7 protein-coding genes are annotated in these 16384 nt (G+C 59.8%); 6 read left to right on the top strand and 1 reads right to left on the bottom strand.

What is annotated here, in order from left to right; translation table 11 throughout:
- Positions 1-4 precede the first annotated feature (4 nt).
- The 4 genes from KI243_RS09630 to KI243_RS09615 all read left to right on the top strand — a co-directional run bounded on the left by KI243_RS09630 (position 5) and on the right by KI243_RS09615 (position 9822).
- A complete protein-coding gene (locus KI243_RS09630) occupies positions 5-4921 on the top strand; it encodes a hypothetical protein (RefSeq protein ID WP_177119585.1) in 4917 nt (1638 codons plus the stop codon).
- A gap of 131 nt (positions 4922-5052) precedes the next feature.
- Entirely contained in the window at positions 5053-5844 is a 792-nt protein-coding gene (locus KI243_RS09625; RefSeq protein WP_212810730.1) for a type II CAAX endopeptidase family protein, read from the top strand.
- Positions 5845-6059: 215 nt separating this feature from the next.
- Entirely contained in the window at positions 6060-7625 is a 1566-nt protein-coding gene (locus KI243_RS09620; protein WP_177084966.1) for a PAS domain-containing methyl-accepting chemotaxis protein, read from the top strand.
- A gap of 592 nt (positions 7626-8217) precedes the next feature.
- Positions 8218-9822: a hypothetical protein gene (locus KI243_RS09615; RefSeq protein ID WP_244861829.1), complete on the top strand. Its 1605-nt coding sequence runs from the start codon at positions 8218-8220 to the stop codon at positions 9820-9822.
- Between the two features lie 76 nt (positions 9823-9898).
- Here the strand turns inward: KI243_RS09615 and KI243_RS09610 are convergent, their stop codons facing one another.
- Positions 9899-12103 carry an autotransporter outer membrane beta-barrel domain-containing protein gene (locus KI243_RS09610; protein ID WP_212810729.1) on the bottom strand — a complete coding sequence of 735 codons (2205 nt, stop codon included), beginning with the start codon at positions 12101-12103 and terminating at the stop codon, positions 9899-9901.
- Positions 12104-12496: 393 nt separating this feature from the next.
- Here KI243_RS09610 and KI243_RS09605 point away from each other — a divergent pair, with 393 nt between their 5' ends.
- Together KI243_RS09605 and KI243_RS09600 are read left to right on the top strand one after the other, a co-directional pair.
- Positions 12497-14401 carry a hypothetical protein gene (locus tag KI243_RS09605; protein ID WP_052328568.1) on the top strand — a complete coding sequence of 635 codons (1905 nt, stop codon included), beginning with the start codon at positions 12497-12499 and terminating at the stop codon, positions 14399-14401.
- 388 nt (positions 14402-14789) lie between these two features.
- Positions 14790-16370: a hypothetical protein gene (locus KI243_RS09600; RefSeq protein ID WP_017125698.1), complete on the top strand. Its 1581-nt coding sequence runs from the start codon at positions 14790-14792 to the stop codon at positions 16368-16370.
- The last annotated feature ends 14 nt before the right edge of the window (positions 16371-16384 follow it).

Here is a 16384-nt window from a genome sequence, read left to right as displayed (position 1 = left end):
TTGCATGAACAAGAACTCAATACAATTTGAACAGGCTTTTCTGAAAACCGCTCAATCCCACGCAACTTCGCGCCCGCAACTTGTTCCCCCAGTCTCCGGATACACCGCAGAAACTTGCCTCGCCGCGGCAGCCGCCTCTTTCCTGGCGGTCGTCGACCAGGCCGGAGTTACGGGAGGGCTTTCAGCGTCGGTATTCGATGTCGCCCATTCGAAACTGCTGACGGCGAAAGATGAGTATCGCCACCCTTCGACCACTCTTCGCACGATTCTGGACAAGACCGACAGTTATCTCACCTACGCCTTTGACTTGTTCAGGACGGAAAACAACCTGCCGGACAATTTCTTGTCCGATGATCGCCATGAAGGCCCGAAGAGTTACTGGGCTGACATCAGCCAACCCCTGGTCAAGGTCGCCAGCCAGGCACGAGCCTTGCTGGACGGCACGGAGCAAGACAACTCACGCCCCCTGCCCGATGGACGCCGCTATACCGCGAACAATGTCGAAGTACCCTGGTACTGTGCCGCGTGCAACCATCTCCTGTATTCATCGCCGGAGGTGTTCATGGATGCGGTCGATGCCGCCACGGCCAACGGAAATTACCGGGAACACTATTTACTGTTCAATGACTGGATCCGCGAAAACCTCGGCAGCATCGACAACAGTCCTTTCAAGGACGAAAAAGACCTGTTGCAGCGTTGCCTGCACTTTCTCGAACGGGCGGACGTGCAACTGTTCTGCGCCAGGCTGCTCAAGGAAATGCTGCCTGAATACGCGAGCCAGATCGGCAGTCGAAGCGACTTGCGATTGACTGCCTATGCCATGGCCCGCTGGTCATACGACGATACCCTGGCGCCTTTCGATATAAAGAGCGAATTCTGCTCGACCACCACGGAAAACATCGAGGGTGCCGAACGCAAACCCTCAGGCGATGTACTGGGTTTGCCGATCCCGGCGGACGCGCAGCCGGTGGCTGTTCATTTCGCCCTGGGACTCCAGCGTATCGCGCTGGACACCCATACCGGAGGCCTGCGCCAAGTCGAGAGCACCCTGAAGGCATTGGCGGGGCCGGACGACGAAGCGGTTTTCTCCATCCTTCCCCAGGATCCTTGCGCCAGCGTGCTCGGCGAAGAACAACTGCGCAGCCGGGCCAGCGAACGCTGGAGCCAGACCCGCAGCATTACCGAAGCTCTCTATCCCTACGCCTTCTACCCCTACGTAGCCATGCACCAGGATATGACGGGGATGACGCCGACACCGCTGATGGCGCTGAAACACGCATCGACTCTCGATGAGGCCAATCGCGCGCTTTCGTACCTCTGTCGCAAGGCGGATCTTCATGTCCTCCTGTCAGACTTCACCGGCATGCAGATCCGATCGGCGGCGGGCGCCTGGGCTATTCTCCGGCGACTGGTGCGCGGCCTTGCAGCCTCCGCGACGGTTATTGCCGACAACGGCTTTTCCTCGATACCAGCATTTATCGCGCCCTGGGTGGCCGCCGATCCGCAGATGGATCTGCTGGAACTGGTGTTCCGAAGCACACTGCTGACACGGCAGTACATCCCCGCCAGTGCCTGGAGGCCCGGGATCGAACCGGCAAAACCGGCTGAAATCCCCGTGGCGGAAACGGTGCTCCTGCTGGAGGACGCGGGCGCCACTTTCGCCGCCAACCGACAACAGCTACAGGACGCCAGCAAGGAAAGCGCGTCGGCACCGGCATTCGCCTCACGCGTGCTCGACAAGATCGGCTTGAGCGCCCCCTTTATCCAGGCGCTGCCGGCGTGGGGCGCGTTCGAACACTACCAGCTACTGCAAGGCTTGCCGAAATTCACGGAATGGGCCGCGCAAATGACCCAGGCCCCGGCATCCGCGACGCCAGCGGCACTGACCCCGGGCGAGCAGGCCTGCCTGCTCGTGGAAACGCTGCTGGATATCGCCTGGCCAGCGGTGAAGGACCTGTGGCAACTGGGCCCCGACCTTGGCGGTACGGTGCCGGGCCCCGAATTCCAGACATGGGGCCATCTCAGGGAACACTTGATCACGCCCATCCACGCACGCCTCATGGACCAGCAAGTGACCGACCAGAAAGGCCACGCCACCTTTCTCGCGGGCCTGCTGCTGCAACGCGCACGCCCGGAGCTGTTCCTGCGGGACAGCGACGACCTGACCCTGGATTATCAGAGTGATGCTGCCGCGATCACCCTGCGCTGGGCGGCGCGACTGCTCAACGAAATCACGCCCCGTGCCTCGATGGCCTGTTCGATCGCCGAGGTGGTGGCAATGGCCAAGGGTATCGCCAGGCAGAACGATCTCGATATCGACTCGCAGGAAACAGGCGACGCCGAAAGGCTTTCTTCCGCCAGGGCCCCGGCGGAAAATCCACTCAGCGAGCTGAGCGGCCTCATCCTGGGCGAGCAGACCGCCGCCACCGCGCGCGCCTGGGGTTATGCCAACGCCATGGAATGGCTCGACCTGACCAGGGAGGCAGAAGAACGAAACCAGGCGCAGTTGCTGTCAGTGCAACATGAGCGGGCGCCGGATCTGCGTGCCATGGCGAGCGTGCAACTCTGGGCCCTGGGTGCCGATCCCGATGCGCGCTTCGGTGATCGGGACATCAGTACCCTCGACGCTTTCCTGTGCGGCATGAACATGGTGCAACACGACTATTTCCTGGCCCAGAGAAACGCGCTCCTCACAAAGTTCACGGAGGATTCGACCCGCTACAGAGAGAAGTACCAGCCCATCGTCAAGTCGCAACTCGAACTGATCTTTCAGGGCCTGCCACTGCAGAAACTGCATGCCCTTGACCGCGGGCGCTGGCGCATCCTCGCTCCCTCGTCACGCCACTCGCTGTTCTACAAGGCCGGAACATTGGCCGTCGTCGAGTTCGAACCGCTGGAGGGCAGTCAAAGCCACTTCCTGAATATCCTGAAGGCGGATGACGGACTGGGCACCAGCTGGATTGATATCTGGAGCCGCTCCGCCATGCTGCTGCCCAAGCCGGCGTCGGTGGGAGGCCGACTGGTAAGAGCCGGTATTCCTGCCGGGGTCGGATTGGAAGCCGGCGAATGGCACGCCGGGCTCAACGCCGGCCGACTCTGCCCAGGCGACCCCGCCAGCACCGCCCGACAGGTCATCGACAAGCTGGTCACGCCGGTATGGGATACGCCCATGATCTGGGAGGTCAGTCATTCCAAGGAGCAAAACACCCTCCCGCCCCATAACCGGGGAGAACGCTTCAGCCTCCTGTCGCTGATTCCGTTCTACGACTACTTTGCCAAACCCGCCGCCGAGCGAAGCAACGAGGACCACCTCGGCCTGGTCATGGAGATTGCCCTGACGGCGCTTCCCGGTGCCAAAGGCGTGGGTTCCGCGGTCAAGACATTGGCCACGGCGGTTCGCGCGGGCCTGCAGACGTCCCTGGGCCAGGGGCTGAGAAACCAGGTGTTCGCCATCGGACAGCACGCGTTCACCAGCGCGGCGGGAGAGACTGTCCGCCGAACCGCCATCGGTGGCTTATGGCAGACCCTGAACAAAGTGGGCAGTGGCGTCAGCGCCGGCCTGGCCAATCAGGCATTCCGACAAGGCCTGCGCAAAAGCGGCCTGCAACTGACCCAAGCCGTGGGCGAGAGCCTTTTTTCCGTCTCGCCCCTTCCCTTGTACAGCCCGCGGACACTCGCACGTACCGTCAATAAACTCTGGCACAACATACGCAATGCCAAGGGTCGGGCGACGCAAGCACTTAACGATGCCCGGCAGGCGTTCGGACAGCAGCTTGACTCGGCAGGCGACCACATCACCGGCAGGTTCCGCAAGCACAACGGCTGCCCGCGACCTGTTCGCCAGCTCCCGGGCGCGGCCGGGCTGCCCTTCGATAAAATGCTTGCCGCGCCCGCACTGGGCTGCGCCGCCCTGGAAGACACGCTACCGATCAGGCCCCTTCCCAAGCTCGACTTCTTCATTGGCGCGGACACCCGGGTAATCCGGATAAAACGGCGGCCGGAAGCCAACTCGGTCGACGTACATGCCTTCTACAGTAAGACCAACAATCAGCCGGGCACGCTGCCCACGCAGAAGTTTCTGGTGAAGAGTCCGGACGAGACCTGGAGCATTGCCGTCCGTGATGGCGATAACGCCTGGGCGGCGCTCAGTTCCAGGCAACTCACTCAATACCACGGAAAAATAGAAAGCATCCTTCCCAGTCGTGCACTGCGGAACAAGTTCTATGTGCAAATGCAGGGAGACAGCCTTCAATCAACATCCTGGAAAAAACTCCATGAGACAACATTGCAGGAGGCAAAAACATCTACGCCTACGTCTGCACCTGCAACTTCCACGGATATCCTTTCACGGCAGAAACGCCCGGCGCCCGAGAGCGCCGAATCGCCGCCGGTGACCAGTCGACACTTCGAGAGTGTTCCCCATTGTCCGAACTTGAGAAGCCGGGAGATTCCAAGGTCGGAGTGGAGCGAGTTCATGTACAAGTACATGGGCCGGGACAAATACGCCGCCATTCGCGGAAGTGGCTACGGTACGGCCTTGCACATGCACCTGCCGGTCACCCGGCAAAGTCCGTTGGGCGACTTTACCCGTACCGACTATGGCATCTACGTGACCGACCTGGCACCGGGCAGCCTTGCACCGGAGAAACTCTCCCAGAATATCTTTGGCAAACTGCACGGGCGCACCCAGCAGAAGGCACGCGTCTCTCATTACTTCGAATTGAGAACGTCCGAACTGCCGGAAGGCTGGACCTTGCACAAGATTTCCGGCGAAGGGCTCTCGGGCGACAATATCTTCCTGATCAAGGGTCCGCTGCAAAATGGCGTCATGCCCGACCTGCCCTTGAAAGGCTCGAAATTCAAGGAGCCGCTGAAGATCGTGTCCAGCCACGGCAAGTACCCGCCTCCGGCACAGCCGTGATCGCCCTCGAGCGTGGTTGAAAAAACACCGGCCATGCCGGTGTTTTTCATTGGCCAAGCGCTCTGGACCGGACGTTATAATCCCTCGCCCAGACGACCGGGCTTTACTGTTCAACGACTCGAGGACCCTGCATGTCTGCTCTGCCCTGGGCTTACCTGGCCCTGCTTTCCCTTGGTTATGCCCTGGCATTGAGCGTGGGCCACCTGGGCCTGCCCAGCCTGATCGCCTTCGCCCTGCTGCTGGCCTCCGGCGCCGCGGCATTCCAGCAACGCAATCGCCCGCTGCGTTACCTGGGCCACGGCCTGTTCCTGCTGGTCGCCGTCGGCCTGGCGCTGCACTGGCTGCCCGGCTTCGGCAATGGCCGGATGATCAGCGCGGTGCGCTTCACCCCGGATGCCGTGCCGTTCACCCTGTACCTCAATCTCGACAAGCCGCTGATCGGCTTCTGGTTGCTGCTGGTCTGCCCGTGGCTGGTCCGGCAGCGCCCGCCGGCACGGGTCCTGGCCACCACGGCGATAGCCGGGGCCGCGACATCGCTGCTGGCCCTGGGCGGCGCCGTTACCCTGGGCATCGTCGACTGGGCGCCGAAATGGCCGGAACAGGGCTGGCTCTGGCTGCTGAACAACCTGCTGCTGGTGAGCCTGGTGGAGGAAATCCTGTTTCGCGGCTATATCCAGGGAGGCCTGGGCCGCTGCTTCAAGTCCTTGCCCCGTGGCGAGACCCTGGCGCTGCTGGGCGCCGCGCTGATCTTCGGGCTGGCGCACCTGGGTGCCGGCTGGCAATGGGTGTTACTGGCGACACTGGCCGGCGTCGGCTATGGTCTGGCCTACCGTTTTGGCGGTTTGGCTGCGGCTATCGTCACCCATGTCGCGCTTAATACGCTGCACTTCGTTTTCTTTACTTATCCGATGTTGCAACCGTGATAAGTGGAACGGAAGTACTCGATGGGTATTTCCGTTCGGTCAAATCGCAAACGGAAAAATCAACGCGTTAACTTCACGCGTGTTCGACTCGTATTCAAGGACGAGTACGAGTGCGCAAGGGCGAAAATGTGAACCGGCGCTGGAAGTTGAAAAATATATTCAATATTTCCCCTGCCTTGCCGAAAACCTGTCAAAGCCTTGCGGATTGAAAAACCATGCGTAACAACCAACCCATTACCCAACGCGAACGCACCTTTCCCGCTCAGCAACGGTTGATTTCCACTACCGACGCCAAAGGCGTGATCACCTACTGCAACGACGCCTTCGTCGAAATCAGTGGGTTCTCCCGCGAAGAACTGATCCGCGCGCCACACAATCTGGTGCGGCATCCGGACGTCCCGGCGGCGGTGTTTGCGCACATGTGGAATACTCTGAAACAAGGCCTGCCATGGATGGGCATTGTCAAGAACCGCTGCAAGAGCGGCGACCATTACTGGGTCAACGCCTATGTGACGCCTGTTTTCGAAGGCAACCAGGTGATTGGCTACGAATCGGTGCGGGTCAAGCCCACCGCCGAGCAGATCCGCCGGGCCGAGGCGCTGTACCAGCGCATCAACCAGGGCAAGTCGGCCATTCCCCAGCGCGACAAGTGGCTGCCGGTGATGCAGGACTGGCTGCCGTTCATCCTGGTCAGCCAGGTGAGCTTCCTGATCGGCGTCTGGCTCAACTCCCACTGGGGCTTCGCCCTCGCCGCCGCCGTCTCGGTGCCGCTGGGCCTGCTCGGCCTGAGCTGGCAGCAACGCGGTCTCAAGCGCCTGCTGCGCCTGGCCGAACAGACCACCTCGGACCCACTGATCGCCCAGATGTACACCGACAGCCGTGGTGCCCAGGCGCGCCTGGAGATGTCCATCCTCAGCCAGGAAGCGCGCCTGAAGACCTGCCTGACCCGCCTGCAGGATACCGCCGAGCACCTCAATGCCCAGGCCCGGCAGTCCGACGAGCTGGCCCAGAAGAGCTCCAGCGGCCTGGATCGCCAGCGCCAGGAAACCGAACAGGTGGCCACCGCCGTCAACCAGATGGCCGCCACCACCCAGGAAGTCGCCAGCCATGTCCAGCGCACGGCCGACGCCACCCAGGAAGCCAATCGCCTGACCCGTCGTGGCCGCGACATCGCCGGGGAAACCCGCGAAGCCATCGAGCGACTGTCGGTGGTGGTCGGGGAAACCGGCGGTACCGTGACCCAGCTGGCCAAGGACAGCGACGAGATCGGTGGCGTGGTCGATGTGATCAAGGGCATCGCCGACCAGACCAACCTGCTGGCCCTGAACGCCGCCATCGAAGCGGCCCGCGCCGGGGAAATGGGCCGTGGCTTCGCGGTGGTTGCCGACGAAGTACGCCAGCTGGCGCAGCGCACCAGCGAGTCCACCGGGCAGATCCATGCCCTGATCGCCAAGCTGCAACAGACCGCCGGCACCGCCGTGCAGACCATGGACGCCGGTCATCGCCAGGCCCAGGAAGGTGTGGCCCGGGTCCTCGAGGCCGATGCCGCGCTGGTGGGCATCAGCGAGGCGGTGGCCAATATCACCGACATGACCACCCAGATCGCCGCTGCCACCGAGGAACAGAGTTCCGTGGCCGAAGAGATCAGCCGCAATATCAGCACTATTGCGCAACTGGCTGACCAGACTTCGGAACAGGCGCACAACTCGGCCCAATTGAGTGAGGAGCTGACCCATACGGCCAACACGCAATACTCTCTGGTGGAGCGTTTCAATCGCTGACAGAGCAACAGGCAACCCAACAAACCCGATGACTGATAATCATCGGGTTTTTTATTGCGCGGACGAAATCAGAAACTTTTCTTTTTAAGAAGTAAGAATTTTCCTTATATATATAAACTCAAAACTTACATAAGCCAGACAAACAAACTTACTTGCGCAAAACTCTTGACAACACATCGAACTTACTATTCGTTGAGCTCTTGGCACTATATCGCACAGACAGTTACCTTTCATCCAAGACTTGAATGCCTTATTTGCCAGATAAGCACGCGACGACACACAACACCGGCAATAAACGCCGACGTGTCCGAGTGTGAAAACGACTGACAACACTCAATTAGATTACAGGGATATCCTTATGAAGGATTTAGCGAGTCAAACCCAATCCACTTTTCTGAAAGCCCCGTTTGTTGCCGTTGCCGCCCCGGAGGATGGGCTGTTGCAAGTGGCCGATCTGAACCAGCCCCTGGCTGTTACAGTCACCGTGTGGGACAACGTCGACCCTGCGGAAACCTGCCAACTGATTTGGAACGGGGTCCTGGCAGGGTCGCCTGTCTCTCTGGAGAATTATCAAACAGGGGATCTGCTGACCTTGTCATTGCCTGTGGAGCTGCTATCCGGCGAAGGAGAGAACAAACTCCAATACAAGGCATATGACACTATCAGCCAGGAGTCCGTCGACTCTGATACCGCCCCCATTATCATCGACCGCACCCCACCCGGCGGCACCCTCCTCGCCGCCCCGATCCTCCCGGAGCAGGCCCTGGACGGCCTGACCAACAGCGAGCTGATCGAGCTTGGCAACCGGCTCACCGCCACCGTTCCCGGCTACTTCGAGATGAAATGGGGCGATGTCATCCAGAGCTACTGGGGTGAACAGTCCGGCCCCGCGTACACGGTACAGCCCGATGAACCCGGGACCGACAAAGTGCAGATCACCGTCGAGCGCGGCTTCCTCGAACAACTGGGCAACGGCGACTTCCCCGTCAGCTACAGCGTGCGCGACCGGGCCGGCAATACCTCGGTACGTTCGCAGCCGGTCACCCTCAAGCTGCAGTTGCAGCAACTGCCGGCCAACCTGCCGGCCCCGGTTGCCTTGCAGATCGAGGACGGCCAGGTGCACGATGTACACGCCCGCATCGGCGTGAAAATCGCCGTGCCCCGCTACGAGCATGTCGCCATTGGCGACGAGATCCGGGTGTTCTGGAACGGCGAGCAAGCCTCCGGCCGGCGTGTCGTCAGTGCCCATGAGCTGGAAAAACCCCTGCTGCTGAACGTGATGGTGCGCTACCTGGCCATCTCCCGCCATGGCGACGGTCCGGCCAAGGTGCACTACCAGGTGTGCCGCAATGGCGAGGTCTTCACGTCCCCGGACCTGGAACTCGAGGTTTTTTTGCAATTACCCGGGCCCCAGGACCCGACGCCGCAGACGGTGGTCAACGAAGCACTGGCCGCACCGGTGATCAAGGGCAAGAACCCCAACGCCCGGACGCTGGACAACTACCTCGACGAGGACCATGCACAGCTGTCGGCCGACGCTGTCATCGCCTGGCGCGACGCCTTCCGGGCCGGTGACCGGATCAATCTGTTCTGGGGCAAGTCGACGCAGCCGCTGGTACGCCCGATTACCCAGCAGGATGTCGACAGCGGTTGCTACCTGGTCATCAATGTCCCGAACAGCCTGATTACCGAACAGGGCTGCGGAGTGGACATCTGCGTACAGTACACCGTGACCCGCGAGGGCAACCCGAACACCTCCTATTCGCCCAAGCAGTCGGTGGCCGTGATCTTCCAGATGCAACTGCCGGGTGGTTCGGCGGGGTTGCTGGAACCGGTGTTCAGGGGGGCCAACGTGCTCAACGTGGTCGACCCGCGCCGGGACCCGGAGGGCACCGTGGTGCATGTGACGCCGTATCGCAACATGAAGGCCGGCGACCGCATCGTCCTGCAGTTCTTCGGCTTCGATGCCCTGACGGGGGGCAGCGAGATCGTTGAAGCGCAGTTCACCGCCGAGCGGCTGGTGACCGACCACGAGATCCGCCACGGCGTTCGCTTCCGGGTGCCGCTGGCACGCCTGATGGCCGTCGAGCACGGGCGTGGCCGGGCGCGCTACGAGGTCATCAGCGAGCTGGGGCGGATCACTTCGTTGCCGGCCGACGTCTATATCTCATCGCGTGCAACCGTGACGGTGCGCTGATCCCCAGCCATAAAAAAACCCTCGACGAAGGATCGTCGAGGGTTCTGCAGAACGCCGGGGCAGTGCTGCCCGGCCATCAGAAACCGTAGCGCATACCGATATTCACACCCCAGGGCTGCTCGATGTGCTCGCCCTTCATGTAGTCGAAGTTCGCATGCAGTTGCAGGTTCTTCGACAAGGCCGCCGAGACCCCGACGCCCAGTTCGGCACGGGTCCCGAACAGGTTGTTGTCAAAGGACACATCGTTGACCTTCACCGTATTGCCCCTGCGGGAGAACTCATGGACCATCGCCGCGCGCAGATAAGGCTGCAACAGGCCGCCATCGCTGAGTTCCAGGTTGCGTCCCAGCGTCGCGCCCGCCTTGCCGAGCATGGACAGCGTATGGTCGTTCTTCGCCCGCAGGCCATTGTCCAGGGTATAGCTGTCACCCTTGACGTTGACCGTGGACAGCTGGGCGTAGGGTTCGACAAACATCGAGTCCTGCAACCTGATGTGCTTGCCGAACTCCAGTGAACCGCCATAGGCAAAGTTGTCATAGCTGCCCTTGGCCTTGACGCCATTGGTCATCGGGACATCCGCCTTGTTGCGAAAGCGGTTCAGCTTGGCCACCGCATCCAGGTAGTAGCCCTCTTCCGTCAACCAGGTGCCGTAGGCCCCGACATAGCCGCTGTCGACCTTGCCGGCAGTACCGCGGCTCAGGCTCAGGTCGGACTCGCTATGACCGGCCATGACCCCGACCAACAGTTGCCCATTGCCCACCGGTACGGGCAGGTCGACCCCGAGCGACAGGCCTTTCTGGCGTTGCTTGTAGGCAAACCCGGCGTCCGCGCTGACGTTGTACTGGTTGCCATAACCGCGAATCCAGCCACCGCCCTCGCCACTGGTACGTATCTCGCCCATCCGATTGCGCAAGGTCGCCAGTTCGCCATACCAGACGGTCGGCCCAACACTGAACAGGCCCAGCGCTGCCTGGGTCGAGGGGCTGATGGTCTTGCCGGCGCCAACGATAAACCAGTCATCCCCCTGCTTTTCCAGCTGATAGGAATAGACGCCGATATCGACACTGCCGCCGACTACGTCGAACACGGCATTGCCACCTTCGGTATGCACCACATGCAGCGGGGTGATCTCGGGGGAGTTGGGCTCCAGGCCGGTGTTCTGGATATTCAGCAGGAAGTCGCCATGGGCCTCGCCATTGATGTCCAGCAGATCGCCCGTGTTGTCCAACAGGTTGACATGCATATTGAACATCCCGGTCCCGGACAACTCGCCCAGGGACAGGGTGTAGAACTGCTCGGCCGAGCCCAGAGTCACACTGCCGCCGCCCATGGATAACGACTTGACCTCGGCATCGCCGACCATCGTCCAGTTCGCTCCACTGTTGATGGCCACGCTATTGGTGTTGATCAGGTTACCGGTGAGCTGGGCATTGTTTTGCAGGGTGACATCCAGGCTGCTGGTGTCGTCGGCGACCAGATCGCCGGTGAGCGTGCTGTTATCGACGTTGAAAGTGACTTCGCTGGCCCCCGTGACATCCAGCAAATTGCCGTCGCCAGCCAGCAAGGTGGAGCCGTTCTGAATGGAAATATCCGCCTTGGAACCAGTCACCACTCGGATGGCGGGGCCCGTCAGGCCTTCTAGCGTCGAATTATCGAGCACGACCGAAGACCTTATATCGATTGGCGGAACACCGGGCCCCGAGGTATCACCGATAATACTCAGGCCAACCGACTCTCCCCGCCCGACACTGCCATTGGTCATCCGCAACGTGCTGCCGGCAAGACGAATAGCCTCTCCGTCGTCCGCGCCATCGGCGGCGGCAGTCACTATGGAATGGTTCAGCGTCAGGTTGCCAAGCGGCGAAACGATCGCACCGATTCCCATCCCGAATACACTGCTGTCTTGCAGGGTGGCGGTGGAACTCATACGCCCGTCAGCAGTATTGGTGGTGCCGACCTGAAGCCCTCGACCTGTGGTGTTGCTGATCGTTCCCCTGACGACAGATGCCGTACCGTAGGACAAACTCAGTACCCCATTTACCGTCCCGTTATCGATGTAGACATATCCGCCCTCGCTGACGATTACCTGATTGGTCACTGCGCCGTCGAATATTTGCAATGTTCCCTTATAGAGCACGCTCCACGAATCCACCGGGCTGGAAGCGTCCAGTGTTTCGGTCCGGTTGGTCACCGTTCCGCTGATGCCACTCCCGCCATCGATCTGTTGCGCGTGCGCCTGAAAACTCAATGCAGCGCCACAGGACAAACCCACGACGCTCAATCCGGCCTTACGAATAAAGCCTTCTTTTTTTTGGCCCCGGTACCGCATACATCTCTCCCGCGTGAATTATTGAATGATTCATTCTGCGAGGGATGACTTTTGACTCACACTAAACATGTCCCAATAAAATCCAAGCAACCTCTCCAAACAACAGAGGCAATTTCCTACAGAACATTCACAATATAAAATACAAAAATATTTCCTCAAAAAGCATTGACATAAAAACCCAAACCCGATTACTTCCAAAACAGATAGAGCCCATATACCGCTTTATCTCTGAAGCCAGCGCAACATAACTAAGTGATCGAAGCTTAATTGAAAGTCGAGATCACGTAGACGAACTCGCTCGCATCCGAAAATCACCAAAAAATATTTAAACAAAGGAAATCCAACGTGTGCAATTCAAAAACTCATATTATCTTGAATCGCGAAAGCTATATTCGAACCGACCGTGCGAACTATCCGGTACCCGATGTGCCTCTGGCCTTTACCGATGGACTATTGCCAGTCACCGCTTTGAACGCACCATTGGAAGTCACCTTCGCCCTGCCGGACGATGCCGAACTTTACTATTCCTACCGACTGCTCTGGGAAGGTGAATATCTGCCGGATGATTCCTGGACATCCGTGACACAAGAAGACCTGGACAATCCAACAAGGCACTTGCGCCGGCAAATCCCCCAGGAATACCTGGTGGAAAAAAATGACCCCTCCAATCCAACTGACAAAAAGTACCGGCTGGCATATAAATTCCTCAACACGGTCAACAATGAGGAAACTCCATCCAATGATTACCTGCTGGAAATCGACCAGACCGCACCCGGTCTACCCAACCACGGTCCCATGGTCTTTCCACGGGAAGTCGAAGGTGGCCTGACCTCTGCCGAACTGACCGCTCTGGGTGACAAACTGGACGTGCTGGTCACCAGCTATAGCACCATGGCCAATGGCGACATCATCCAGACTTGGTGGGGAGATATCGAAGGTCCATCGGTCCCTGTCAACCTCAATGATGTGGAACGCGAAGAAGTCACCCTGTCCTTCAGCCGGACATTCCTGGAGCAGGTCGAGACGCAGATAGGCAGTAACGAAGCCGAAGTCACCTACCTCATCACCGACCGCGCACTGAATATTTCCCCGCGTTCGGTCCCTAACTACATCAGGCTGCTGCTGGCCGATGTCCCGGACGACCTGCCGGCTCCCGTAGTGGAACAGGCGGATGACGGCATTATCGATTATCAGGATGCGAAAACAGGCGTTACCGTAGGTATTCCCCGCTATGACGGAGCCGCACCAGGTGATCGGATCAGACTTTTCTGGGGCGATGACAACCCTCTGCCGGAGCTGGAGCTGCGCCCGGGCGACGAAAACAACGACCCGGTTCTGCAGCCCGTACTCCAGTTCGATGTGATCAACCTCACTCCGGAAGGTCAGGTCAATGTCAAATACGAGGTCCGTCGCCAAGGCGAACTGAAGGGGACTTCCCTGGTCAAGGAAGTCGAGGTGTTCCTGACCTTACCAGTGCCGGAGGAAAACCTGCGGGCCCTGACCATCCAGGGCACCAGTGGCAGTCCCAACCTCGAAGATAATGTCATCGATCCGGATGACTACGAGCTCGATGCCCGCGCCATTTTCCGCTGGGTGACAGGTCTGCGCGCCGGTGACTTCATCAACCTCGCCTGGGGAGAACAGGAAGTACCGCAGTGGTATGAAATCAAACAGTCCGACTTTGATGCCGGAGTGGATTTCACCCTCCCGATCCTCAACCAGATTCTCAAGAATCAGGGGACCGGAGCGGCCATCCCGGTAGGCTACACCGTGACCCGTACCAGTAACCCCAATCCAACTGTTGCCCCCGTACAGAATGTCGTGGTTCGCTCCAGAAACGAACAACCCGGTGGCGAACTCGGCCTGCCGGAACCACGCTTCACCCGTACCACACCGGGAGGCGGCGTCGTGGGGCCTATCGAAAACCCGGATGGTACACCGCTACGGGTCGATCCTTACGACAATATCAAGATCGGACATACTGTTTACATGACCTTCGACGGATACGACAGAAACAATAATCCGATTCTGGGGGCCCATCACACCGATCAACGCGAATTAGACCAGTGGGATATCGTCAACGGTTATGACTTCCAGATACCAGACGCCAAGTTGCGGGAACTTTGCGTGGGTCGAGCGGAGGCTACTTTCCGAGTCGAGCCAAAGCCGGAGCACAACCAAGAACCAGCCACTTCCCGTGTGGCCCATGTCAGGGTCGACATGAGCCGACCTGGATTCGGTTGTTCCTAAGTCCAGAGCAGCAAATGGCTGTAACCCATTAGCTTCCTGCTCAAAAAAAATACGCCCACTGATAACCCCCAAAAAAACATGGCAGGGTTCTTCGACCCTGCCATTAACCCGACTTCAATAAACTTCACTAAAGAGCGATCACATGGAAAACTCATTTGAAAAAAGACAATGGAACACTGATGAGCCCGCCCTGGAAAAACCCAGGGTTGAATCGGCCCTTGATGACGGCGAAGGTCTCTTGCCCATTGCCGTCCTGAATGCTCCCGTTCCCGTCACTTTCCCTGTATGGAACAATCCCGGCACAAACGAAACCTATCAATTACTCTGGAACAACAATCCAGTAGGGAGCCCAAAACCTATTACCGAGGGCGACATCCCCGGAGATCTATTGACACTCGATATCCCAGTCGAACTACTGAGAGAAGGCAAGTATCAACTGGGGTATCAAGTACGCAATATCGATAACAACAGCACGACCCCGTCTTTTCCTACCTCGATTGAAATCGACACCACCGCCCCCGGCCATCCCACAACCCTCGGCCCTCTCGATTTCCCGCCACAGGTCAACGACGGCCTCACCTCGGAAGAGCTGACGCAACTGGGCGATGTGCTGCCGGGCACCGTCCACGGCTATAGCGGTTTCGCCATCGGTGACAGGATCCGCACCTTCTGGGGCGATACCGAAGGGCCTGGCGGCAGGGTCGAAGAGGGTGACATAGAGCCCCGGGAGGTGATCATCGAGTTTTCCCGCGCCTTTCTCGAGTCACTGGGCGATTTCAACGGACCGGTGCTCTACACCGTCACGGATCGGGCCGGCAACCGCTCACAGGAATCGACCGCCACAAACGTTCTCCTGCTGCTCAATGAACCGGTGCTCGACCTGCCCGCGCCAATCATCGATGGCTATGTCGAGCCGATCAGTCACGAACAGGCCCAGGCCGGTATCGAAGTCTGGATCCCCACTTCGGACCTGGTGGAAGACGGCGATCAGATTCTCCTGCACTGGGGCAGCGTGGCTCTGGGTCCCTTCGACCCGGCAACCATCGGCCAGCCGATCATCCTGCGTATCGACGTGGCCTTCGAAACCATCGAACAGGCCGGCGACGGTGACATCCGCCTGGGCTATGAGGTCAGCCGCAACGGTCATGTCGTCGGTTACTCGTTGCCGCTGGATATCGTCGTCAGGGCCAGGCTGCCGGTGCCCGGCGACATGGCGCGACCGATCATTCGCGGCGCCTCGCCCGAGGCCGTGGACAACCTGATCGACGAGAACGACTTCGAACGGGACGCGAGCGCCATCATCGCCTGGAACCCCGCGTTCGTCGAAGGGCAGCTCATCCAGTTGACCTGGGGCGGCCAGGCGATGTTCGAACCGCCCTATCGCATCACCGCAGGCGATATCAGCGCCGCCCGCGACCTGAACCTGGCGGTGCCCAACAACCGTTTCCGCCCGGTGGGCACCGGCACTGATATACGCGTGCAGTACACCATCACCCAGGCCGGCAATCCGAATACTTCCAGGTCGCCGGAACAAGGCATCATCGTCCGCTCCCGGGATGAACTGCCCGGTGGTCCGAACGGACCGGAAGCCCCGGTCTTCACCGACCTGAACGAGCATGGTGCGATCAATACGATCAACGGCCAGGACGGCGCACCGGTCCATATCGCCCCGTATCTGAACATCAGGCCAGGCGATGTCATCCATTTTCTTTACGAAGGCTTCGACCAACTGGTGGGCGGCAATCCGAAAAACCAGTGGCCATACACGTCCGCTCCACTGACCGAGGAACAGGTTCGCGATGGCTACGACCTGAAGGTGCCGCGCGCGGTGCTGGACAGCAATTGCTATGGCCATGCCGAGGCCACGTTCAGCGTGGAAAGCCTCACCGGCATCGGTCGTTCAAAGCGGCGCAGCGCCTATGTGGATATGCGTGTGTCCGGCAGGTGCCCCGAGGCACGCGGGCAGTGACCACCTGTCTTTTC

This window comes from Pseudomonas sp. Ost2, from assembly GCF_018326065.1.
Lineage (GTDB): Bacteria > Pseudomonadota > Gammaproteobacteria > Pseudomonadales > Pseudomonadaceae > Aquipseudomonas > Aquipseudomonas gingeri.
The sequence above is the reverse complement of the archived record's forward strand: the minus strand, read 5'-3'. Positions and strand labels throughout refer to the sequence as shown.